The sequence below is a fragment of the Xylanimonas ulmi genome, assembly GCF_004216535.1.
In the GTDB taxonomy this organism is placed as follows: domain Bacteria; phylum Actinomycetota; class Actinomycetes; order Actinomycetales; family Cellulomonadaceae; genus Xylanimonas; species Xylanimonas ulmi.
The window spans coordinates 853,672-877,436 of record NZ_SGWX01000001.1 but is presented as its reverse complement, the minus strand read 5'-3'; the positions used below and the strand labels follow the sequence as shown (position 1 = coordinate 877,436).

At 74.0% G+C, this 23,765-nt stretch carries 17 protein-coding genes and 1 pseudogene; 11 read left to right on the top strand and 7 right to left on the bottom strand.

The genetic code is table 11. The features are described 5' to 3' along the window. Position 1 precedes the first annotated feature (1 nt). Entirely contained in the window at positions 2-2,419 is a 2,418-nt protein-coding gene (locus tag EV386_RS03910; RefSeq protein ID WP_130412518.1) for an SAM-dependent methyltransferase, read from the top strand. Positions 2,420-2,433: 14 nt separating this feature from the next. Here EV386_RS03910 and EV386_RS03905 read toward each other — a convergent pair whose 3' ends face one another. From EV386_RS03905 to EV386_RS03890, 4 genes are all read right to left on the bottom strand, one after another. After that, the gene (locus EV386_RS03905) at positions 2,434-4,557 is read right to left on the bottom strand and encodes an iron ABC transporter permease (protein ID WP_130412516.1); all 2,124 of its coding nucleotides are present in this window, start codon (positions 4,555-4,557) and stop codon (positions 2,434-2,436) included. Between the two features lie 4 nt (positions 4,558-4,561). After that, positions 4,562-5,581: an ABC transporter substrate-binding protein gene (locus tag EV386_RS03900; RefSeq protein ID WP_130412514.1), complete on the bottom strand. Its 1,020-nt coding sequence runs from the start codon at positions 5,579-5,581 to the stop codon at positions 4,562-4,564. Positions 5,582-5,656: 75 nt separating this feature from the next. After that, the gene (locus EV386_RS03895) at positions 5,657-6,487 is read right to left on the bottom strand and encodes an ABC transporter ATP-binding protein (RefSeq protein ID WP_130412513.1); all 831 of its coding nucleotides are present in this window, start codon (positions 6,485-6,487) and stop codon (positions 5,657-5,659) included. A 301-nt stretch (positions 6,488-6,788) separates the two neighbouring features. After that, a complete protein-coding gene (locus EV386_RS03890) occupies positions 6,789-8,489 on the bottom strand; it encodes a nuclease-related domain-containing DEAD/DEAH box helicase (RefSeq protein ID WP_242607820.1) in 1,701 nt (566 codons plus the stop codon). 286 nt (positions 8,490-8,775) lie between these two features. On the opposite strand from EV386_RS03890, the gene EV386_RS03885 reads away from it, so the two are divergent. The 7 genes from EV386_RS03885 (at position 8,776) to EV386_RS03855 (ending at position 18,009) form a co-directional block, all read left to right on the top strand. After that, complete coding sequence (locus EV386_RS03885; protein WP_242607819.1) at positions 8,776-10,425, top strand: anchored repeat ABC transporter, substrate-binding protein; 1,650 nt, start codon at positions 8,776-8,778, stop codon at positions 10,423-10,425. Positions 10,426-10,508: 83 nt separating this feature from the next. After that, positions 10,509-11,522 carry a choice-of-anchor M domain-containing protein gene (locus EV386_RS03880; RefSeq protein WP_207216461.1) on the top strand — a complete coding sequence of 338 codons (1,014 nt, stop codon included), beginning with the start codon at positions 10,509-10,511 and terminating at the stop codon, positions 11,520-11,522. Continuing rightward, positions 11,519-12,271 (top strand): anchored repeat-type ABC transporter ATP-binding subunit, encoded by a 753-nt coding sequence (locus EV386_RS03875; RefSeq protein ID WP_130412509.1) that lies wholly within the window; start codon positions 11,519-11,521, stop codon positions 12,269-12,271. Before EV386_RS03880 ends, EV386_RS03875 begins: the two co-directional genes overlap by 4 nt. Further along, positions 12,268-13,239: an anchored repeat-type ABC transporter permease subunit gene (locus EV386_RS03870; RefSeq protein WP_207216586.1), complete on the top strand. Its 972-nt coding sequence runs from the start codon at positions 12,268-12,270 to the stop codon at positions 13,237-13,239. Before EV386_RS03875 ends, EV386_RS03870 begins: the two co-directional genes overlap by 4 nt. Then, the gene (locus EV386_RS03865) at positions 13,236-15,299 is read left to right on the top strand and encodes a TIGR03773 family transporter-associated surface protein (protein ID WP_130412505.1); all 2,064 of its coding nucleotides are present in this window, start codon (positions 13,236-13,238) and stop codon (positions 15,297-15,299) included. Before EV386_RS03870 ends, EV386_RS03865 begins: the two co-directional genes overlap by 4 nt. A 31-nt stretch (positions 15,300-15,330) precedes the next feature. Then, positions 15,331-16,827, top strand: coding sequence for a choice-of-anchor M domain-containing protein (locus EV386_RS03860; protein ID WP_130412503.1), 1,497 nt, complete (start codon positions 15,331-15,333; stop codon positions 16,825-16,827). A gap of 99 nt (positions 16,828-16,926) precedes the next feature. Continuing rightward, positions 16,927-18,009 (top strand): COG1470 family protein, encoded by a 1,083-nt coding sequence (locus EV386_RS03855; protein ID WP_130412501.1) that lies wholly within the window; start codon positions 16,927-16,929, stop codon positions 18,007-18,009. Here the strand turns inward: EV386_RS03855 and EV386_RS03850 are convergent. From EV386_RS03850 to EV386_RS03840, 3 genes and pseudogenes are all read right to left on the bottom strand, one after another. Next, positions 17,975-18,616: pseudogene (locus EV386_RS03850) on the bottom strand (phosphatidylglycerol lysyltransferase domain-containing protein); the annotation flags it as partial. The gene EV386_RS03855 and the pseudogene EV386_RS03850 sit on opposite strands and share 35 nt — an antisense overlap. A 260-nt stretch (positions 18,617-18,876) precedes the next feature. Next, complete coding sequence (locus EV386_RS03845; protein ID WP_130412497.1) at positions 18,877-19,056, bottom strand: zinc transporter permease; 180 nt, start codon at positions 19,054-19,056, stop codon at positions 18,877-18,879. Between the two features lie 527 nt (positions 19,057-19,583). After that, positions 19,584-21,029 (bottom strand): MFS transporter, encoded by a 1,446-nt coding sequence (locus EV386_RS03840; RefSeq protein ID WP_130412495.1) that lies wholly within the window; start codon positions 21,027-21,029, stop codon positions 19,584-19,586. Between the two features lie 164 nt (positions 21,030-21,193). Between EV386_RS03840 and EV386_RS03835 the strand changes: the two genes are divergently transcribed. The 3 genes from EV386_RS03835 to EV386_RS03825 all read left to right on the top strand — a co-directional run bounded on the left by EV386_RS03835 (position 21,194) and on the right by EV386_RS03825 (position 23,736). Further along, on the top strand, positions 21,194-22,126 hold the full coding sequence (locus EV386_RS03835; protein WP_130412493.1) for an SPFH domain-containing protein: 933 nt from the start codon (positions 21,194-21,196) through the stop codon (positions 22,124-22,126). Then, on the top strand, positions 22,123-22,350 hold the full coding sequence (locus EV386_RS03830; protein WP_130412491.1) for a type II toxin-antitoxin system antitoxin: 228 nt from the start codon (positions 22,123-22,125) through the stop codon (positions 22,348-22,350). Before EV386_RS03835 ends, EV386_RS03830 begins: the two co-directional genes overlap by 4 nt. A 135-nt stretch (positions 22,351-22,485) precedes the next feature. After that, the gene (locus EV386_RS03825; RefSeq protein WP_130412489.1) at positions 22,486-23,736 is read left to right on the top strand and encodes an SLC13 family permease; all 1,251 of its coding nucleotides are present in this window, start codon (positions 22,486-22,488) and stop codon (positions 23,734-23,736) included. Positions 23,737-23,765 lie beyond the last annotated feature (29 nt).

The following is a 23,765-nucleotide window of genomic DNA, read 5'->3' as shown; positions in this document are numbered from 1 at the left end:
GATGGCGACAACTCAGAACGTCGATGTGAGCTTGGAGTACCTGGTCTGTCACGACGAGGGCGACGGTTGGGGGACGGCCGAGCCGTATCTGTGGGCGTGCTACTTCAAGGTCGACGGCGACAACTACGCGGTGCAGCCGGGCTCCGGACTCATCGGCGCGCCGCTCATCGACTCACGCACGGGCGGGCACGGGAACCTCGGGAACACCGACGTCGACGCTGGCGACGCCGTGGCGATCCCCGAGGGGATCGGGTTCTGGCACACCAAGCTCAAGCCGATCCCCGTCAATGATCCCTTCGTGCGAGGTCTCGTCGGCGAGAACCTTCCGGGCATCATCGGCGTGATCGTGGTCGCCATGGAGGAGGACGGGTGGCCGAACAGTCTGGCGGAGGCGGGCTATCAGGCCTTCGTCGACGGCGTCTACCTCGGCGTGACGAAGGTGGCCGCAAGCTTCCAGCACGCCCTGTCCAAACCGACCAAAGAGCAGATCGACGCGGCCATCGCCACCGTCAAGGCGTCCGTGGGCGCCCTTGTCAAGGCCGCCGTCAAGAACGCGATGAGCGGCTGGCAGCTGATCTGGTACGGCACCTTCGGCGACAACGACGACCAGATCGGCAGTGAGGCGTTCACCACCGACTCCGACGAACTCGCGACGAGCGTGACGATCCCGATCTCGCGACGGTGGGGCGATGACGAGGCCGGCGACGGCGACTGGGAGTTGCAGGGCCGAATCCGCGGCCTGCCAGACATCACGTGCTCGTTGGAGAGCCTCTTCAGCTCTTTCGCGGCGACCGACACGGGAACGTCCATGGACGACCTGCGGGCGTTCCGCGATGGTCCGTTCCGCACGCTCCCCGGCCTCGGCGCATGGTGGGACGAGTTCCAGACTCTCGCCCCCGCCCTTGTCGAGGTCGCCGCCGACAACCCTCGGCTGCAAGACGCGCTCACGGTGGTCCTCCAGGAGGCCGCCCGCACGGTGAGCCACCCGGACGCGGAGCTCAGCGCCGACCTTCTGGACAACGCGCGGACCGTCATCGACTCGCTCGACGGCCATGTGAGCGCGCGCGGTGCGAAGGTGCTGCGCCAAGCCGCCACGGTCCTCGAGCGCATTCACCGGCTTCCGGTGGAGCGGGCGATCGAGACGGTCGCGCTGTCCAAGCCGATCGGACGAACCCCGCGCACGCTCCTGAAGGCGCGTGGGGACACGACGGCGGCCCCGCTCACCGCCTTTCTGCTCTCGCTGACCTCGGCCGACAGCCTCGACGCGTACGAACGCGATCCGCAGGCCGTCCTGCGCGCGAGCGCGCTGAGCCCCGCCGAGCAGCACGCGGTGCGCCAAGGCCTGCGAGGCTGGCTGCGGCTGCAGTCGCTGAGGGAGCTTGAGGCCGCGGGTCTGGCGGCCAAGGTCAGCGACCAGTTGCCGCCCGACGTCGTGGCGATCGATCCGATCACGATCAACACAAACAACTTCAACGCGAACTCCATCACGATCGAAACACACGTCGACGTCCACTCGACCACGATCGACACCACGCACATCACCACGACCGACGCCACCACGACGACCACCAACTCCAGCGATTGGCGCGATCGCCTCACACTCAACATCGACGACGCCATCCGCCACTTCGAGCGGACGGATTGGGACAGCCCCGGACGGCTCGTCGTCGTCGGATCGGGCATCCGTCCCATCAGCGATCTGACCTTGGGCGCACGCGACCAGATCATCGCCGCAGACGTGGTGGTCTACTGCGTCGCCGATCCGATCACCGAACTCCAGATCCACGAGCTGAACCCGAACGCGCACTCCCTCTACGGCCTGTACGGCAACGGAAAGCCGAGGATCGACACCTACCGGGAGATGGTCGAGGCGATGCTGACCCCGTTGCGTGAGGGAAAGCGCGTGTGCGCGGTCTTCTACGGCCACCCCGGCATCTTCGCGTGGGCGACGCACGAGTCGATCCGCCAGGCGCGGGCAGCCGGCTTGCGAGCCGAGATGGCCCCAGCCATCTCGTCCCAGGACTCGCTCTTCGCCGATCTGGGCATCGACCCGTCCAGCGCGGGCCTTCAGACGGTTGACGCCACCGATCTGCTGATCCGGCGGCGCCAGCTCAACCCGACCATGCACGTGCTGATCTGGCAGGCCGAGTGCGTGGGAGACGACGGCTTCAACTTCGCCGGCTATGAGCGGCACAACTTCCCGATCTTGATCGAGTACCTCCAGCAGACGTACCCGAGCGACCACACGGTGGTCATCTACGACGCGTCCACCTATCCGCACCTGCCGCCCACCATCAGGTCGACGACCCTCGACGTGGTCGACGCGCAGGACCTATCGGGGATCTCGACGCTGTACCTGCCGCCGGCGTTCCGCGCCGACATCGACCAGGACATGCTCCATCGGCTCGGGCTTGAGTGAGCTCTGATCGAGCCTCAGGCCCGCGACCGCCCCAGCAGCCACACGAAGTACGGCGCGCCCAACAGCGCGACGACCAGGCCGGCCGGTAGTTGGGCGGGCGCGATCACCGTGCGCCCGAGGGTGTCCGCGAGTCCGAGCAGCACCGCTCCGATCAGCATCGCCACGGGCAGCACCCGGGCGTGGCGCCCGCCGACGAGTGCGCGTGCGGCGTGCGGCGCCACGAGGCCGACGAACCCGACGACGCCGACGGCGGTCACGCTGGTGGCCGCGAGCGCCGCCGCGACGCCGAGCACGAGGAGACGGGTGCGCTCCAGGCCGACGCCGACCAGCCGGGGTGTGTCGTCGTCGAGCGCGAGCAGGTCGAGCTCGCGCGGCATCGAGGCGGCGAGCGGCACGGCGAGGGCGAGCAGGACCAGAACGGGCGCCACCTCCCCGAAGCCGCGTCCATAGGTCGTCCCGGACAGCCACGTGTAGATGCGTGGGGTGTTCCACGGGTCGGCGCGCAGCAGGAGGAATGTCGTCAGCGCCGCCGTCAGGTTCAGCACGCCGATGCCGACGAGCACGAGGCGGTCGGCCAGGAGCCCCGAGCGCCAGGCGAGGAGGTAGACGAGGGCGAACGCGCCCAGGCCCCCGATGACGGCTGCTGCGAGGGTGGCGCTCGCGCTCGCCGCGACCCCGTTGCCCCAGGCGGTGCCCGCGACGGCGGTCACGACGATCACGGCGCCGAGCCCGGCGCCTCCCGTGATGCCCAGGATGCCCGGCTCGGCGAGCGGGTTGCGGGCGGTCGCCTGCACCATCGTGCCGGACAGCGCGAGCGCCGCTCCGGCGACGACCGCGGCCGCGACGCGGGGGGCGCGCTCATCGAGAGCGAACCGCACGACGGCGGGCCCCTCGCCCTGCGCCCACAGCGCGATGTCACCCGTGCGCAGCCACGTCGACCCGGCGAGCAGCCCGACCACGACGACGGCCACGGCGAGCAGTGCCACGGCCGCGACCACGATGACGAAGCGTCGCGCGCTGCGCGGCCCGCCGATGGCGGCGGGCGGCCGCGTCGTCGGCCCGGCGTCGCGCAGCCGGCGAGCGAGCGCCACCATGATGAGCGCGCCGAGCACGGTGGTCGCCACGCCGGTGGGCACCGCGAGCGCGGCGTCCGCACCGAGCAGGGCGCGCACGACGGCGTCGGCGAGCACGACGACGAGTGAGCCGAGCAGTCCCGCCGTCGGAAGCGACAGCGCATGTCGGCTCAGGGCGGGCACGACGCGCGCGAGCAGCCGTGTGATCACCGGGGCGGCGAGCCCGACGAAGCCGATCGGCCCCGCGAGGGTGACAGCCGCCGCGGTCAGGAGGACCGCGAGCACGACTCCGACCGCGCGCGTCGCTCGCACGGGCACTCCGAGCGCCGCGGCGGTGTCGTCGCCCAAGCCGAGGACGTCGAGCCGGCGCGAGAGCGACAGCCCGACGGCGGTGGCGAGCACCACGACGGGCAGCGCCCGCCAGAAGGCGGTCAGGTCGAGCTGGCTCAGCGTGCCGCTGCCCCACGCGAACAGCCCGGTGGTCTCGTTCTGGAACAGGATCAGCAACGTCGAGACGCCGGCCTGGAGCGCCATGGCGACGGCGGCGCCGGCCAGGACGAGCCGACTGCCGCCGGCCCCGGCCCCGCCCGCGAGGCCGAGCACGAGCGCGGCGGCCGCGATCCCACCGATGAACGCGACGATCCCTGACGCCCAGAACGGCACCGTGAGGCCGAACGCGGCGACGACGACGATCGCGAGGTAGGAGCCACCGGTGACGGCGAGCGTGTCGGGCGAGGCGAGCGGGTTGCGGGAGATGGACTGGAAGAGGGCTCCGGCCACCCCGAGCGCGAACCCGACGGCCACGCCCGCCGCGAGGCGCGGCAGGCGTGAGCCGACGAGGATGTCGCGCACGCCCGCGTCGCCGTCGCCGGTCAGCAGACCGAGCAGCTCGCGCGGACCGACGTTCGACGTGCCCTGGGTCAGGTGCCAGGCGCCGACCAGGACGACGGCGACGACGAGCGCGAGCACCACGCCCGCTCCCTGCGCCCAGACGCGGGGGCGGGTCGCCGGCGCGAGGACCTGGGCGCGTGGTGACGCTGCCGTGTGCGGCTTCGTGACGGTCATCGGGTCACTGGGCGAAGATGTCGACGTACGCGTCGATGATCATCTCGGCCGACCGCGGCCCACCGAAGGTCCAGATCGCCGCGGGGAAGGCGTGGGTGCGGCCCTCGACGACGGCGGGCAGGTTCGCCCACACGGCGTTCTTGGCCAGCCCGGCGGTCCAGTCCTCCTCGTCCTTCGTCCCGGTGTACAGGAGCGTCGACGCGCCGACGGGCGCCATGCCCTCGATATCCGACTGCCCCAGCCCGTAGACGGGGTCGACCTGGCCGGTCCAGGCGTTCGTCAGGCCCAGCTCCTCGCCCAGCTCGCCCACGAGCGATCCCTGGCCGAAGGGGCGCAGGGCGACGTTGCCGCCGTCGATCCACCCGTCGAAGTAGACGAAGTCGGTGTGCGCGGGCGCGGCGTCGGCGATCTTGCGCTTCGCGTCGGCGAGGTGTGCCTCGAACTCGTCGACGACGCTCGCCGCACGCTCGGTCCGACCGGTCGCCTGGGCGATGAGGTCGAACGTGTCGATCATGTTCGCGACGGGATCGGCGGCGTCGGCGCCCTGGGTCGCCAGCACCGGGACGTCGTACTCCGCGAGCTTCTTGATGATCTCGTCGTCAGCCGTGTAGGCCTCGACGATGATGAGGTCCGGGTCGGCCGCGAACAGGGCGTCCAGGTTGGGCTCACCCCGCGTGCCGACGTCGGTCACCCCCGCGGGGAGGGTCTCGGCCCCGTCCCACGTGGTGTAGCCGGCGACGTCGGCGACGGCGACGGGCGCGACGCACAGCGTGAGGGCGTCCTCGACCTGCTGCCACTCCAGCACGGCGACCCGCTCGGCGGGCTTGTCGAGCGTGACGGAGCGGCCGAACGAGTCGGTCAGGGAGACGGGACCGGTGGATGTGGGCACGTCGGCGCACTCGCCGGTCGAGGCGCCGGTCGGCGCCGCCGCGGTGGCTCCGGCGTCGGTCGTGCCGCAGGCCGCGAGGGCCAGGGGCAGCAGGAGCGTGGCGCCGGCCAGGGAGGCGGTCTTGCGCAGAGACATGGGGGTTTCCTCGCAGTGTCGTGACGGGGTCGTCATGGCGGAGCGCACCGTGGCGGCGCGCGGGTTCGTGGCGATTCAGCGGGTCCGACCGTGGTGGCGGCCGCGCGGGTGTACGCGGACGCGGCCCGTGCCGGGGTCGGTGGTGACGTCGATGGGCAGGCCATAGGCGCGCGACAGGTGGTCGCTGGTCAGCACGTCGGCCGGTGCGCCGACCGCGATCACGCGCCCGTGGTGGAGCAGCACGACGTCGTCGGCGACCGACGCCGCGTGGTCGAGGTCGTGCAGCACGACGCCGACGGCGGTGCCGTGCTCCTCGGCCAGGTCGCGCACGAGGTCGAGCGTCTCCACCTGGTAGCGCAGATCGAGGTGGTTGGTCGGCTCGTCGAGCAAGACGACGCCCGTCTCCTGCGCGAGGCAGGTGGCCAGCCACACGCGTTGGAGCTCTCCGCCCGAGAGTTGGTCGACCGCGCGGCGCGCCATGTCGCCGATGCCCGTGATGGCCATCGCACGGTCGATCGCGGCCGTGTCCGCGTCACTCAGCGGGGCGAACCGGCGCCGGTGCGGGTGGCGGCCGAAGGCGACCACATCGCGCACGTCGAGCCCGGACGGGTGCGGCCGCGACTGGGCGAGCATCGTGACCCGGCGCGCGAAGTCGCGCGCGGACAGCGCCGCGGCGTCGACGGCGTCGGCGTCGGCGTCGGCGTCGCCAGCGAGCCGGACAGCGCCCTGGTCCACCGGGTGCAGGCGCGCGAGCGAGCGCAGCACGGTCGACTTCCCCGACCCGTTGGGGCCGACCAGCGCGGTGACCGCTCCGGCTCGCAGGCGCACGGCGACGCCGTGGACGACGGTGGTGCGCTGGTAGCCGAGCACCAGGCTCTCGCCCCACAGGGCGGGCGCGACTGTCACGGGAAGTCTCCTCTCGAGGCCTGCGGACCTTGCCGCGGCGCCGGGCGTGGCGAACGGTCGCTCCAGGCAATCCGGTGGCCGGACCTGTCACGGCGGCAGCGCGGTCAGGCGCCTCCTCCGGGTCACAGAAGGCGGCCTGTGCGCTTAGGCAAGGCTCGCCTAACCTACACCTCGAACGGCGATGTCGACACCGTCCGCACAAGGTCGCCCTGACCTCCTCGAGCCCGCCGACCTGCTCGATGAGCCCGGCTACCGGTGCGCCGACAGCCACGGACCAGGCGCGCGCTCGCCTGGGCGGCGCTCACGCGCCAGGGGCCCACACCTCGGCCTTGGCCAGTCGGCGGCGCACCGCCTCCCCACCGATCCGCTCGACCTCGGCGCGCGGGCCGACGACGACCAGCAGCGACTTGGCGCGCGACATGCCGGTGTACAGCATCGACCGAGCCCGGTCGGCGTTCTGGAAGCCGTTGACCGCCAGGACGACGACCGACCGCTCCAAGCCCTTGAAGTTCAACACGTGGCCGTAGAAGGCGTCGGTGGCGGCGAAGAAGTCCGCCCAGTACGCCTCATAGCCCACCACCTCGACGGTGTTGCGCTGCTCGGGGTGCCTGCTCCCGGTGGTCAGGAGGGCGACGTGCCCGGGGTCCCACCCCTCGCCGACCAGCGCGTCGACGGCGTCGTCGGCGCCGCCCACGGCGCCGGCGTAGGGCACGTCGACGACGCGCACGGGCGCGCCGCTCAGCCCGCGCGGCTGCACCTGGGTGTCGGTGAGCGCGCCGAACGTCCGGGCGATCTGCTTGGTCGAGCGGAGGTTCTCCTCCAGCACGAACGGCGGCAGGTCGATCGGGGGGCGTCCGTCACGCGGAAACAGCGCCTGGTCGTCGTCCATGAACACGAACAGGCCGCCGTGGTCGGGGTCGCGCAGGCACCGCAGGAGCGCCGGCCACCACACCTGCCCGAAGTCCTGCGCCTCGTCCACCACGACCGAGTCGAACAGGTCCGACGGCGCCCGGCGGCACGCGAGGGCGCCGAGCGCCTCGGGCAGATCCGTCTCGTAGTAGGCCTGCCGGATCGCGGCGGGCGCGTCGTCCGACGGCGGCTCGGGCGCGCCCCAGCCCAGCGCGAGGTCGTGGAACAGCCCGACGTAGGCGGGCCGCTCCCGGACCGGCCAGCCGGCCACGACGCGCTGGAACGAGTAGCCGAGGCCGCGCGAGTAGCACAGCAGGGCGACCCGCTCCCCCGCCTTCGCGCGCCGTCGGGCCTGCTCCAGCGCCAGCCACGTCTTGCCCGACCCCGCCGCGCCGACGATCCGGACCCGACGTTGGTGGCGCAGCAGGTCGAGGATCGAGGCCTGGTCCTGAGTGAGCTGCTCCAGGCGGACCTCGTGTTCGGCGGCGGCCGTGATGGCGTCGGCCTCGGGTCGCAGCAGGGCGCTGGCCACCGCGGCCAGCGCCTCGCGCCCTGGCTCGTCCAGGGGCGCCGACCCCGCGCCGAACCGCGTGATCGCCGCGCGCACCCGGTCGGCCGCGCCGAAGCTCCGCTCCAGGTCACCCCGGTCGACGACCATCGCACGCGGCAGGTCAAGCGCGTCCCAGTGCGGCGAGACGGCCTGGAAAGGCAGCGCGACCAGATGCGCGGCGCGGGCGTAGCCGGCGGCCAAGCCACGCCCGCGCAGCAGCGTCGACAGCGCGTGGCGCGCGTCCTGCGCCTGCGCCACCGGGTCGATCCGGCGGCGGACCCCGTCGCGGCCCGACTGGAACCAGCCGTCGCCGTCGTGCGTGACGTGCCCACCCTTGACCTCGATCACCGCGAGCCCGAAGCCGGGCCAGGCGACGAGCAGGTCGATCTCGTGCTCGTGGGGGCCGTCCTGCAGGCGCAGCCCATGGAACAGCGCGGCGTCGTCGGGCAACTGGGCGGCCAACGCCTCCCACACCGCTCGCTCGGCGCTGGTCGCGGCGTCGGCGTCACGCCACCACGGCTCGGACGGGTACAGGTGCGGCACGCCCCTATCGATACCACGGCCGTCAGCGGTTACGTCCGACGTCCTCGCAGGTGAGACCCGACGTGTCCGCGCGCGCTCCTCGGCCGAGCGACGGTCCGTGGCCGTCCGGCTCCGAGCGCCCGGCGCCGCCGCGTCACGCCGACCATTCGATCTCCAGCCCCTTGACATCGCACGTCCAGGTCCGTCAGGATCGCTCCCGTCGGAATGATAACCATTCTCATTCTCGTCCTCTGGACCCTGCCAGCGCGTGCCCCGCGCACGCCCCCGCAAAGACGAAAGCTCCCCCGTGCCCGATGTCGCGTCCCCCGACGCCCCCAGCCCACCGGCCCGCGCCGCCCGCGCCGCCGTTGCCGCGCCGCGCCCGCCTCGGGGCGCGCGGACGCCCCGCCTGTCCGCGGCGCTCGCGCTCGTCGTCGCACTCGCCGGCTGTGCGGGCCGACCGGCGCTCTCACCCGACGACGCCCGCCTCCAGGTCGTGACGACCACCGGCCTGCTGGCCGACCTCGTGCGCCACGTCGGCGGCGACCGCGTCCACGTCGTGTCCCTGGTGCCTGACGGCGGCGACCCACACACCTACGAGCCCTCGCTGCGCGACGCCCGCAACGTCGTGTACGCCGACGTGGCGTTCAGCAACTACGCGCTGTTGGAGGAGCACAGCGTCATCAAGACCCTCGACGCCAACCTGCGCGACGACGCCGTCTCGGTCTCGCTCGCCGAGGAGTCCGTCAAGTACGCGGCCGAGCTCATCCCGCTGGTCGAGGACGTCACCCTCGACACGGTGTGGCTGGGCCTGCGCGCGCACGGCGACGGCGCCCACCTCGGGGCCACGCGCGCCTCGCAGGTGCTGGTGTCGGCCACCGCGGCGACCGGCCCGGGCGACGTCTTCGCCTATCTGACCGGCAGCTTCGGCGAGACCGACGTGTACATCGACTCCTCGAACGGCTTCGACGCCGCGAACGGATACCGGGACGACACCCTGTCCCTGCCCGCCGACGCGCACACGCACCTGTCGTGGGCCTTCACCGAGCCAGGCCGCTACACGCTGACGCTGCGCGCCCACCTGCAGGTCGACGACACCTCGCGGCCCATCGACCTGGGCTCCGGGACCTTTGCCTTCGCCGTGGGCGTCGACCCCGACCCCGCCCCCGGTGTCGCCGTGCTCGACCGCGGACACGCGGACCTGACCGCGGACCTCGGCGACGACGGCGCCGCCCCAGGCCTCGCGGTCCGCTATGACCCGGAGGGAGGCGGGGAGCGCAGCCAGCGGCGCTACTCCCCCGAGCAGGTGGTCATCGACGTCCCGGCCAAGGCGCTCGACGAGATCCCGGCCGGCCCCGCGCTGCGGTTCCTCGGCAGGCCCGGCGAGCGCGTGTACCAGCTCGCCCAGGCGGTGCTCGGCAAGCACGTCCACGGCGAGATCGACCCCCATCTGTGGCAGAACGTGCGCAATGCGATGGCCTACGCGCAGCTCATCCGCGACACCCTGATCGCCGCCGACCCCGCCGGCGCCGGCGCCTACCGGGACAACGCCGCCGCGTACCTCGCCGAGCTCGATCGGACCGACGCCTACGTGCGCCGCACGCTCGCCCAGATCCCCGCCTCCCACCGCAACCTGGTCACCACGCACGACGCCTTCGGCTATCTCGCCGACGCCTACGACGTGCGGGTCGCCGGGTTCGTCACCCCGCACCCCGCGGCCGAGCCCTCTCTCGCCGACCGCCGCAAGCTCGCCGACACGCTGCGCACCCTGCGGGTGTCGGCCGTGTTCCTCGAGCCGAACCTCGCGGCCCGCTCCTCGACGCTCACCGAGGTCGCCCGCGACCTGGGCGTGCGGGTGTGCGCGATCTACGGCGACGCCTTCGACGACGAGGTGACGGGCTATGTCCAGATGATGCGCCTCAACGCCGACTCGCTGCGCGAGTGCCTGTCCCCATGACCCGTCAGGAAGCCTCGATGCCCCGACTCTCCCCGCCCGACACGGCCCGGCGCCCGCCAAGCCTCACCCTGAGCCTGATCGTGATGCTGATGGTTAGCCTCACGCTCAACCTGACGGTGAGCCTTGTCGCGCCAACCCCAGCGATCGCCGACACACCGGCCCCCGACACAGACCTCGACCAGACGATCGACGCCGGCCAGCCGGTCGCGCGCGGCGCGCGCGTCCTGGAGACCGGTCACGTCGACCTCGGCCCCCGGTTCGACGGCGGACGGTGGCGCCTGCTCGTGCACGACGACGCCGCCAAGTCCGACGCGGCCGCCACGAGCGTGTGGCGCGACCCCGCTGAGACGGTGCTGCGGGTGCTCGACACCGCCGCCGTCGAGGCGCCCGACGACCCGGCGTACGCCTTCCTCGGCGCGCAGCCGGGCCAGCTCGTCTGGGTGGTGCCGCAGACCCAGAACCCGCAGGCGGTGTGGCTGGGATGGAACACCCAGGACCCCGAGGTCATGCGCCGCATCGACCGCGGTGTCACCCTGTCGATGGTCGGCGCGCAGGGCCCGGGCTCGGTCTCGGTCTTCCTCCAGGCGAGCGGCTTCGCCCAGCCCCAGGTCCTGTGGGACTCCCGCTCGGGTGAGGAGCAGCCCGCCTGGGTCGACGTCAACACCCACACGCACGCCAACTGGGTCTTCACACAGCCGGGCGTCTACCTGGTGCGCCTACGCGTCGAGGCCGACCTCGTCGACGGCACGCACGTGGCCGACACGCAGGTGATCCGGTTCGCCGTCGGCTCTCAGACGCCGACCGACGACGCCCTGACCGCGCGGTGGCAGGGCGGCGAGCCCGGCGCCTCGGCCACCGCGGGCGCCGCGGACGTGGCCGCGGACGAGGCCGCCGACGGCTGGGACGGCGACCGGCTCGGTCCCGTCCTGCTGATCGCCGCCGCCGCGCTGCTCGCCATGGTCGCCGCCGCGGCGGGCGTCGCGGCGGCGCGCAGCCGTCGCGCCAAGCGCCGGGCCCTGGGCCTAGGCGTCGGCCGTGGGCCCGCCCCTCGGACCCCCGACCCGGCCGGGGCGACCCCCGACGGAGCCGAGCGATGACGGGCGCGGCGCTGCGCGTCGAGGGCGTCACCGTCGACCTCGGCGGTCGCACCGTGCTGCGCGAGGCTCACCTCGCCGTCGATCGGGGCGAGCTGGTCGGCCTGCTCGGACCCAACGGGGCGGGTAAGACGACGCTGCTGCGCTGCGTCCTGGGCGTCCAGCCCGTCGTCGCCGGCCGCGTCCTGGTCGAGGGCCGCCCGGCCCGGCCGGGGCGGGCGCCGATCGGCTACGTGCCGCAGCGGCACGAGTTCGCCTGGGACTTCCCGATCTGCGTGGCCGACGCGGTGATGACCGGGCTGACCGGACGACTGGGCCTGCGCCGCCGGCCCGGGGACGCCGAGTGGCAGGCCGTCGCCGACGCGCTCGACCGGGTCCAGCTCACGGCGCTGGCGAGGCGTCCGGTCGGCCAGCTCTCCGGCGGCCAGCGCCAGCGCGTCCTGGTCGCCCGCGCCCTGGCGCCGCGCCCCCGCCTGCTGCTGCTCGACGAGCCGTTCACCGGCCTCGACCTGCCCACCCAGGAGGTGCTCGCGGCGCTGTTCACGGCGCTGGCCCGCGAGGGCCGCGCGGTGCTCATGACCACCCATGACCTGCTCGGGGCGCTCGACTCGTGCGACCGCCTCGCCCTGCTCAACCGCACCGTCGTGGCGACCGGCGCGCCGGCGGACCTCGCCGCCGACCCGGAGGCCTGGGCCACGACGTTCGGCGTCGCCCCAGGCAGCGCCCTGGCCCGTGTCCTCGGGGCGGCCTGATGTCGCCGCTCGACTTCCTCACCGACCTGCTCAACCCCGACCTCGCGTTCTTGCCCAAGGCGCTCGCCGTGGCAGTCATGTCCTCGATCGTGTGCGGCGTCGTCGGGTGCTACGTCGTGCTGCGCGGCATGGCCTTCATCGGCGACACGGTCGCCCACGCCGTCTTCCCGGGGCTGGCCGTCGCCTTCGTGCTGTCGGGCAACCTCGTCCTAGGCGGCGCCGCGGCCGGTGTGCTGACCGCCGTCCTCATCGCCGTCTTCTCCCAGAACCGGCGCCTCAAGGAGGACTCGGTCATCGGCGTCTTCCTGGTGGGCTCCTTCGCCCTCGGCATCGTGGTCATCTCCCGGGCGCCCGGGTACGCGGGGTCGCTCCAGCAGTTCCTGTTCGGCTCGATCACGGGCGTGCCCACCTCGGACCTGATCGTCGTGGGCGTCACGAGCGCCGCGGTGCTCGCCGTCCTCGCGTGCCTGCGCAAGGAGCTGGTCACGATCTCGCTCGACCGCGAGTCGGCGCGCGCCATGGGCGTGCCGGTGTTCTGGCTCGACCTGGTCCTGTACGTGCTGGTGACCCTGGCCGTGGTCATCGCGGTCCAGACGATCGGCAACATCCTGGTGCTGGCCCTGCTGATCACCCCGGCCGCCACGGCCCGCCTGCTGACCGACCGCCTGGGCGTCATGACGCTGCTCGCGCCCGTCATCGGAGCCTGCGGCGCCCTGGTGGGCCTGTATCTCTCCTGGTCCTACGACCTGCCGACCGGCGGCACGATCGTGCTCGTCCTGACGGCCGCGTTCCTCCTGTCCTGGTTCCTCGCCCCGCGCCAGGGCCTGATCGCCCGCGTCCGACGCCGTCCGCGACCCGAACCCACCGGCACGCCCGCGAGCGCCGCTGCCTCCGCCCGCCCCGGCGCCGCGCCGAGCGATGAGCCCCCGACCCTGTCCGACCCCGTCACCACCGGAGCTGTCTCATGACCGTCATCACCGACCGGCGACGCCGCGCGCTCGCCACGATCGGCGCGACCTGCCTGCTCGCCTCGGGCGGCCTGGCCCTGGCCGGTCCGCTCCAGGCCGCCGCGCCAGCCCCTCCCGCCCTGGTCGAGGCCGCCGACCTCGGAGCCCTCACGGTCACCTACCGTGTCGGGGGCCTTGCGCTCGGCGCGCGCGACGCGGCGGGCGCCGCGCTCGACCCGTCCGCCGCGATCGTCCGCGTCTTCGACCCGGCCGTGCTCGACCTCGGGGTCGACACCGACCTCCTGCCCTACGACGTCCTGGCCGACGACCTGGTCACCCTCGCGCTGACCGATGTGACCGGACCGGGGGACGTCACGGTCTCGACGCCCGACGACGGCGCCGGGCGCACGCTGCTGGCCTCGGGCGGCCCCAGGTCGGCCACCGTCCCGGTCGGCACGACTCTGCCCGCGCGGTGGGACTTCAGCGCGCCCGGCGCCTACGCCGTCACCCTCACCGCGAGCGCCACGCTCGCCGACGGGACCGCGCTGTCCGCCGCCCCGGTCGCCTACCGGTTCCAGGTCGACGCGCCCGCGGCCGATGCGCCGCCCGCGCCCGAGCCGAGCCTGACCCCCGGCGCGGCGCAGGCCGAGCCCGCGCCGCCGTCCGACTCCGCGACAGGCCCCTTCCCGACCTCGTCCCCCGCCCCGCCGCAGGCCGAGCCCGCCCCGCCGTCCGACTCCGCGACCGGCCCCTTCCCGACCTCGTCCCCCGCCCCGACCTCGGCCCACGCCACGCCCGACACTGGCGCCACGACGCCGGAGACGCCGGACGCCCCGAGTCTCGGGGAGGCGACGTCCGCGGGCGGCGTCACGGACGAGGCTGGCCCCCCGGCCGGCGCCCTGCCCGCCCCCGACACCACGCTGCTGACCGACACCGCGCGCGGTGACGTCACGCTGGCCATCGACACCGCGGCGCCAGGCGCGTTCGTGACGGTGGCGGTGCCCGAGTCGCTGCGCGGACGCTGGGTCTCGACCTGGGTCCTGTCGACGCCGACCGACCTCGGCTGGCGGCAGGTCGACGCCGACGCGACGGTGACTCTCGCGCTGCCGCAGGACGTCGACCTCGGCCAGCACCGCGTCGTCGTGCGCGAGGCCGACGCCGCGCTGGTCGGCTGGTCGCCGCTGACCGTCGCCTCGGCGGACGAGGCGCCTGACCAGTGCCTGCCGCAGCAGGTCGAGAGCACGCTCGGGCCGGGTGAGGCCGACGTCGTGACCTCCGGCCACTTCGACTTCGGGCCGGTCGTCGACGGCGCCGGGCTGCGCGCGCTCGTCAAGGACGACCGCACGCAGCCCGCGCCATGGGTCGACCCCGCCACGCTGGTGCTCCACCTGACGGACGACGCCGCCGTACAGGCGCCGGGCGGCGAGTTCGCGTTCCTCGGCGCCGGACAGGTCTGGCAGGTTCCGCTGACCCAGTTGCCCGGGGTGCCCTGGCTCGGTTGGAACACCCAGCACCCGACGATCGCGGGCAAGGTCGACGGCGAGGTGACGCTCACCCTCGACAACCTGGAGGGCCCGGGGCGACTCGCCGTGTACTCGATGGGATCGTTCGGAAATCTGGGTGAGCGGTACTTCGGCACCGTGGAGGGCTTCGAGCGCAGCACCGCCATCCCGGTGGGCACATCAGGCGTCCACGTGCACGCGATCTGGGCGTTCACCGAGCCCGGCGCCTATCACGCCACGCTGACGTTCGCCGCGACCGTCGGCGGCGAGAGGCGCACCGGCACGAGCACCCTGAACTTCTTCGTCGGACCGGGCGACGCGTCAGCGGCGGCACGCGCCACGACCACGCAGCAGACCGTCGGGCGCACCGCCGACGGGCGCGAGTGCCAGTTGCCGGCCGCCGCCGGCCCCACCGGGGGCGGTCCGGGCGGCGCGAGCGGCGCCGGCACGCTGCCGCGCACCGGCGTCGACTCCGAGACCCTCGCCGATCTGACCGGCCTGACGGTCACGCTGTTCGTCGTCGGCCTGGCGTTCGTCGCCGCCGCCTCGCTGGCGCCCCGCCGCCCCGCAACGGCCTGACCCCACCACCCACCACCCAGAGGAGACACGCATGAGCACCATCCATCGACGAACCAAGACGACGGCCCTGGTCGCGGCCGTCGCGCTCGCCGCCCTGCCGACGGGCGCCCACGCGGCCGACGGCCCCGACCCGCTGCGCCTGGACACGGGCCACGTCGACCTGTTCAACCTCGCGCTCAACGACGACGACAGCGTCCGTCTGAACCTCAAGGAGGACGTCACGGGCCACCACGTCGAGCACGCGCCGCAGGACGTGCAGATCGTGGTCAAGGAGCGCGCGCGCGTCACGGACGTCCCGGCGGGCTCGGCGCCGCCCGGCCTGCCGACGAGCTTCTACCACCTGCCGATCGCCCAGGACCGGGACCTCGTCTGGCCGGGCTGGGACAGCATGGGGCTCGCCTCGCGCTTCGGCCCCGACGCCGACGTCGACCTCAAGGTCAGCGCCGTCGACGGCCCCGGCGACGTCTACCTGTGGTCGAACGGCGCGTTCGGCGCGCTCACGCAGACGGTCACCGACTCCTGGACGCTGCCCGGCACGATCCACCAGGACTTCCTCGCGCATGTGCACGCCAACTGGGCGTTCACGGCGCCGGGCGTCTATCACCTGACGGCGCAGGCGACCGTGACCAGCCAGGACGGCGCGACGTCGGCGACGTCCAACACCGCCACCTACACCTTCGTCGTCGGCGACCAAGGAAGCGGAGGCGAGGGCGGCGGCGAGGGCGGCGGCCAGGAGCCGGGTCCCGGCGCCACGACGACGGTCGTCATCGACGGCGTGCCGCAGCACTACCACACGGGCGAGGTCGCGATCCTGCGCGCCGAGCAGTCCCCTACCCCGGCCTCCGACCGGCTGCGCTGGTCGACCCGCCCGACGGCTGACGCCCCGTGGACCGTCGTCGAGGGCGCGTCGTCGGGCACGTACGGCTTCGTGATCACCGGGCCGCAGGAGGTCAAGGTCGCCGTGCTCGGCGACGGCGACGCGGTCGTGGCCGAGAGCGCGCCGGTCGCGATCCTCGTCGACGACCACGGCGCGACGCCCGTTACGGGCCCCGAGCTGGAGGTCACCCTGCCGTCGAACGAGGGCGCCCTGGTCGTCTCGGTGGCGCCCGACGGGCGCAAGGCGAAGCTCAGCGACCTCGCCCTGAGCCCCACGGCCGACCGCTACGTGTCGGACGGCTCGGTCACGGGCATCACCGTCGCCGACACCCGGCCCGACAAGCCCGGCTGGGCCGCGACGGGACGGGTGCGCGCGCTGGTGACCTCGGGTGGCGGCTACCTGGACGGCCGCTACCTCGGGTGGACGCCCAAGGTCGTCTCGTCCTCGGGCGCCACCGTCACGCCCGGGGCACCCGTCGCGCCCGGGTTCACGGGAGGAAACCTGGGCATCCGGGGCTGGTCGGCCCTGGCGTCCGCGCCCCAGGGCGCGTCGCTCGGCACGTCGGTGCTCGGCGCCGACCTGCGGATCGAGGCGCCGCTGACCATCGCCCCCGGGGCGTACACCGGCCTGATGCTCTTGACCGTCATCTAGCGACCGCGGGCGCCGGCCAGGACCGGCCGGCGCCCGCTCACGCACGCCGTGGTGACCGTCCTGGTGACCGCCCCACCGCCGCGACAACCGAGGAACCCCATGCCCGTGCTGTACCGAGCCCTGACGCGTGCCGTCGCCGGGGCGCTCCTGCTCGCCCTGCTCGCCGCCGGTGCGACGCCCGTGTCCGCGCTGCCGGGCGACGGCGACCCCGCCGCTGACTCCCCACGCGCCTGGGCGGTGGTCCCCGCGAGCGCCGACGGCCCCGACGGGCGCGGGCGCCTCGACTACGCCGTCGAGCCGGGCGCCCGTGTCGAGGACCACGTCGCGGTGCGCAACCTCGGCGAGCAGCCGCTCACCGTCGACGTCTACGTCCAGGACGCCGACCACGGCCCCGACGGCGCGTTCACCGTGCGGACGCCGCAGGACACCCCGACGCGGGTCGGCGTCTGGCTGCGCCTCGCCGAGGGCCGCGTGACGGTGCCACCGCGCGCGTCGGTCGTCGTGCCGTTCGTGCTGGACGTGCCCCGCGACGCCGAGCCTGGAGACCACGCGGGCGGTGTCCTGGCCGTCAGCGAGGTCGCGCAGTCGCAGGGCCCCGCGGTCCAGATCGCCACCGGGACCCGGGTCTACGTCCGCGTCGGGGGTCCCGTCGCGCCGGCGCTGGAGGCGAGCCCGCTGCGCGGCGCCTACGCCGGTCGCCTCGGGCCGCTGACGCCGGGTCGGCTGGAGGTCGAGACCACCCTGGTCAACTCCGGGAACATCCGCCTCGACCCGACTGCGGTAGTCCGGGTCCGCTCGCTGTTCGGACTGTGGACCGGGTCGGTCGCACTGGACGACACCGACGAGATCCTGCCCGGCGGCGCCACCACGACCAGCGGCGTCCTGACGGGGGTGCCACCGCTGGGGCCCTACTGGCTGACGGTCGAGGCCACCCGCGCCACCTCGCGCGGCCAGGACCTGAGCGAGACGGTGACCATGACCAGCCCCACCGTCCTGGTGTGGGCGCCGCCGTGGACTCTCCTGACCGCGCTCGCGCTGCTCGCGCTCGCCGTCGCGGTCGGCTGGCGCAACCTGCGGCGACGACGCCGAGCGCGCACGGTCGCGCTGACCGGGCCCGCGACGCCGCGCCCGGGCCGCGCCCGCCTCCTCACCCCTCGCCGCGCCCCAGGAACCTGCCGATGACGGGCAGCTCGGTCACCCCCTCGACGTCGGCCATGACGAGGGACTGCGCGGCGACCCACTCGACCGAGTCGAGCACGACGTACCGCGGCTTCCAGCGCGGCCGGATCTTCCGGTTGAACGCGGCCAGAGACGACATCTGCGTGCGCTCGCGCAACTGCGTCAACAGCGGCCGGGTGAGCTCGGCGAGCCGCCCTCCGGCGTCGCGCTCCCCTTCGAGGACCGACCGCATGGGCGCGAAGTTGAGCGACAGACCCGACCGCCCGCGCGTGAGGACCTCCTCGATGGTCGCGACCACACAGGCGTCGATGACGCCGTTGGGCACGTCGTCGTCGAGGCGCCGGCGCATGACGTCGAGCGACCAGCCGTCGATGCCGGGGGCCGGCGCCCACTGCACGAACGCGTCCGCCCGCCCCTGCGGGTTCGTCGCCACGGTGAGCAGGAACCCCGTGTCGCGGGGGTCGAACAGCCGCGACAGCGTCATCGAGAAGCCGCGCTCGCGTCCGCCGCGGCGGCTGGTGGCCTGCAACTCGTCGAGCTGTGCGCGCAGCGGGCCGTCGACGGTCGCAGGGTCGCACACCGTCGTCGTGTACCCGGATCGGCGCACACGGCCGACGGCCTGCTGTCACGCACCCGCCACGCGTATTCCTCGCAGCGGGGGCAAGCGACCATGACGCGCGCGACGCGCCCGCGCTGCGGGCGGCGCTTGCGTCGCGCTCGATCCCCGTGAGCCTGCGCGTCGAGCCGGGCGCGGGGCACACGTGGCGCCTGGCGACGGCAGCCCTGCCCTACGGGCTGGTCGACCTGTGGGGACCGGGGTCGAGCCGAGGAGCCGGCCCGCGCGTGCGCGCGGGCCGGCTCCGAGCGGCGTCAGCCCGCGCCGTGCTCGTCGTAGTGGTCGCCGTGGGGCGAGTGCCGGTGGCCGTCGTGCACGTAGTCGACGTGTCCGTCGTGCTCGACGCTCTGGTGGCCGCAGCCGGCGCCGTGCTCGTGGGCCGCCTTGCTGTGCTCGGCGACGCTGTGGTCTGGGTGCTGGTCAGGTGTCGTCATGCTCTCCTCCGGTGGCGGGGTGTGCTCCTCCACCCGAGCACACTGCGGGGCGCCTCGCAGCCGCAGGGTCCGCAGGTGCGACCGCGCCCCGCGGACGCACGAAGGCCCCGGTCCGCGCTCATCGCACGTCCGGGGCCCCGCGCACGGTCTCGCCGCGCCGCCGTCGCGACGCGTCCGGTTCCCCTCGCCGTCGCGAGAGGCGGTCGCCAGACCCACCCGTTCCTCCGAGCTCGCCGCTCGGGGCTCGCCGCCCCCGACTGTGGTCGGGGCGCCTCGCCCGGGTCGCCCACCGCCGCCGACCGGCCGAGCCGGCGGTCCCCCCAGGCTCGGCACTCAGCCGGCAACCGAGGGGGCGTAGGTCTTCCCGCACCCCTGTCAGACCGGGGTGGGCGCTCGTCGGCTCATGCCTCCCAGACGCCCCACGGGCCGCCGTCGCGTGCGCGACGACACGCACCACACTGCCCGACGACGTCGCACCCCCGCCAGAGGCTGTCCGCGGCTCGGGCCAACTCCAGGCGTCTATCGACCTACTGCCGAGCCACGGAGTCGGGGCGGCGCTCGGGGCGTGGTGGCGAGCCCGACGCCCGCGTCCGCCGGAGGGTGACCCGCGACAGCGCCGTGACGCCCGCTCTCGCGCGCGGCGTCGTCCGCGCGGGCCGGACCACCGGCTGCGGCATCGCGGCGGCGCCCCGGCCGGCGCGCACTGGGCCCGCGGTCGGGCCCGCCGTCGGGCCGCCGCGCGCTCGTGCCCCGCGCTCGTCGAGGGGGCGTGCCGCGCCCGCGGCGAGCACGCCGAGCAGGACCGGGACCGCGGCCACGACGAGCGCGCCGCGGTAGCCGAGGCTTTGCGCGACCAGGCCGATGACAACCGGACCGACCAGGTAGGCGAGGTACCCGATCGTCGTGACCACCGAGACGCGCATGGCGGCCTTGAGGGGATCGTCAGACGCGGCCGACACGCCGAGCGGGAAGCCCAGCGCCGCGCCGAGCCCCCAGACGAACGACCCCGCGAGCGCGAGCGGAAGCCACGGCGAGAGTGCGAACAGCGCGATCCCGACCAGCACCGCTCCCGCGCACAGCCGCAGTGACGCGACGCGCCCGAGGCGCCCGATCAGGTGCGAGCCGAACAGGCGCATCGTGAGCATCGCGGAGAAGAACACCGCGACTCCGGCCGCACCCGTGGACTCCGACGCCCCGAAGCCGGACACGAGCCCGAGGCTCGTCCAGTCGCTGGCCGCGCCCTCGGCGAGGGCGGCGCCGAGGATGACCAGGCCGAGCAGCAGGGTGCGCGGCTCGCGCCACGCCGCGAGCGTCGCCCGCAGCGCGGTCCCCCGCCGCGCGGCCGCGGCGTCGCCGTCCGCTGGCACACCCTGGCCCGCCGCGGACGCTGTGAGGAACGAACGCGCGCTGACCAGCGCCGTCACGACGGCGAGCGTCGCCGCGAGGCCCATGTGCCCGAGCAGCGGCAGTCCGGTCGCGGCGAGCAGAGCGCCCAGACCCGAGCCGGCCACGGTGCCCAGCGACTCCCCGGCCTGGAATCGCGGCATGGCCGCGTAGCCCAGGCGCCGCTCCACGAGTGCGCCCTGGAATGTCGTGGCCGCGGCCCAGGCGCCCTCGCCGATCCCGGCGGTGAACAGCCCCGCGACCGCGAGCGGCACACTGCCCACGCTCACCCCGACGGCGAGGCACACGTGTCCGATCCCGGCCACGACGCCGGAGCCGGCCGCCGTCCGAGCCGGTCCGAGACGGGTGATCACGATGCCCGACGCGGGCAGCGACAGCACGGAGCCCAGCGCCCACATGAGCAGCACGAGGCCCATCTGGGCCGAGTCGAGGCCGAGCCCCGCCCGCACCGTCGGCAGCCGCGACGCGACGGTGCCGATGGCGAAGCCGGCCGCCGCATAGGCGGCGAACACGGCCCAGGCCGCGCGCGTCACGCGCGCGGCCTGCGTGTGTGTCTGTTCGTCGTCCACCGGCAGATTCTCGCGGCACGCGCCGACGCGGGACAAAGGCGAGCGAGCACTTCGCGCCGGGCGCCGCTCAGCCTCGGCCTGGCCGTGGTCGGGCGGACTCGGCCCCCGGAGTAAACTGATATCAGTTTGATAGCACGGATCGCATTGACGCCAGGAGGAAGCGCATGACCGAGATCGCCGTCGCCACCCAACCCGTCGGCCACCAGGGGGTTCGGGTCGACATCGAGGAGCGGCCCGCCTGGGCCCTGGGGGCCGGCCCCGCCGCGATCGCGCTCGTCGCGGCGCTCGCCGGGATAGTCGCGGCCATCGTGCTGTGGGTGAGCGCCGACGCCACTGGGCAGGTCGCGCTCGGCGTCCTCGGCGCCGTCGTCATGCTCCTCGCCCTCGTCCTGATGACCGGGCTGACCGTCATCAGCCCCGGAAGCACCCGCGTCGTGCAGTTCTTCGGCCGGTACATCGGCACGATCCGGCGCACGGGCCTGCAGCTGACCGTGCCGCTGTCCTCCCGTCGGCGCGTGTCGGTGCGCGTGCGCAACTTCGAGACGAGCGAGCTCAAGGTCAACGACGCCGACGGCAACCCGGTCAACATCGCCGCGATCGTCGTGTGGCAAGTCGCCGACACCGCCAAGGCCGTCTTCGGCGTCGAGGACTACGCGGACTTCGTGCGCGTGCAGTCCGAGTCCGCGCTGCGGCACGTGACCATGGCGCACCCCTACGACCAGCCCGAGGCGGGCGAGAGCTCGCTGCGCGGCGCCACCGACGTCGTCTCGGGCGAGATCGCCGCCGAGGTCGCCGCCCGCGTCGCGCTGGCCGGCGTCGAGATCGTCGAGGCGCGCATCTCCAACCTCGCCTACGCCCCCGAGATCGCCCAGGCCATGCTCCAGCGCCAGCAGGCGGGCGCCATCATCGCCGCACGCCACCGCATCGTCGAGGGCGCCGTCTCGATGGTCGAGGAGGCGCTGGCCCGCCTCGAGCGCGACGCGGTGGTCGACCTCGACGACGAGCGCAAGGCTGCGATGGTCTCCAACCTGCTGGTCGTCCTGTGCGGCGACAGCCGGGTCACGCCCGTCGTCAACGCGGGCACCCTGTACCAGTGAGCCCGCAGGACGAGCCGCAGCGGCCGACCGCGCGCGAGCGCAAGGCCGTGCTGCTGCGGCTCGACCCCGCGGTCCACGACGCGCTCGCGCGCTGGGCCGCCGACGACCTGCGCAGCCTCAACGCCCAGGTCGACAAACTGCTGCGCGAGGCGCTCGAGCGCGCCGGCCGCACGCCGGCCGGGCTGCGCCCGCCCCGGCCCCGAGGGCGCCCGCGCGCGCAGTGACGCCGGCTCGCGCCGAGCGGGTGAGCGAGCCAGCGCAGCGCCGTCAGGCGCCCAGCGCCGCCACCGGGTCGCGCGCTCGACGGTTGCCGAATACTCGGGACGAGTCAGCGTGTCCGCTCGTCACCGGAGTCGCCCATGACCGCCGAGGTCGTCTCAGTCCTCGTCCTCGCCGCCCTCTTCGTCCTGGCGACCGTGCGGACCGTCCACCTCGGAGCCGCCGCGCTCGCGGCGTCATGGCTGGTGGGGACGCTCGTCTTCGGCGTCGACGTCGACACGGTCGTCGCGGGCTTCCCGGCGGGCCTGTTCCTGACGCTCGTCGGGGTCACCTACCTGTTCGCCTTCGCCGAGCGGGCCGGGGCGATCAGCGCGATCGTCTACGCGGCGGTCCGCGCGGTGCGGGGGCGCATCAGCCTCATCCCCTGGGTCATGTTCCTCGTGACCGCGCTCATCACGTCGGTGGGCGCGCTGACTCCGGCCGCGGCCGCGATCGTCGGCCCGATCGCCATGGGCCTGGCCAAGCGGCATCGCATCCACCCGGTGCTCATGGGCATGGCGGTCATCCAAGGCGCCTCGGCCGGCTCGTTCTCCCCCATGGGCGTCTACGGCGTCATCATCAACGACATCGTGCGCGCGAACGCACTGCCGTCCAGCCCCCTGGTCCTGTTCGGCGCGTCGTTCGGGTTCATCCTGCTCACGGTCGCGGTCGCCTACTTCGCCTTCGGCGGCCTGGCCCTGTGGCGCGCCGACCACCGGGTCGCGCACAAGGCGGCGCTGGACCGCCCGCAGGTCGACGCCAAGCTCGTGTGGTCGCTCGTCGGCATCGTGGCCCTCGGCGTCGAGGCGTTCGTCTTCCAGCACGACGTCGGCTTCGTCGGCCTGCTCATCGTCGTCGTGCTCTCGGCGGTCTTCAGCGACACGGCCAAGGGCGCCGTCAACAACGTGTGCTGGCCCACCGCCCTGCTGGTGTGCGGCGTGGTCACCTACGTCAACCTGCTCCAGAGCCAGGGCGTCGTCGACTGGCTCGGCGGCTCGGTCGCGAGCATCGGCGCGCCGCTGCTGGCCGCGCTCGTCATCTGCCTCATCGCCGCCGTCGTCTCGGCGCTCGCCTCGACCACGGGCATCCTCGGCGCCCTGGTGCCGCTGGCCGTGCCGTTCCTGCTCACGGGCGAGGTGTGGGCGATCGGCCTGGTCGCCGCGCTCGCGGTCTCGGCCAGCGTCGTGGACTGCTCGCCGTTCTCGACCAACGGCGCGCTCATGGTCGCCTACACCGCCGAAGACCGCCGCGAGCGCACCTACCGGCAGTTCCTCGGCTGGGGCGGCGCGCTCGTGCTCATCGGCCCGCTCGTCTCCTGGGGTGCGCTGGTGGTCGTCCCCTCGCTCTCCTGACGAGCCCCTGACGGGCCACCGCGCCGCGG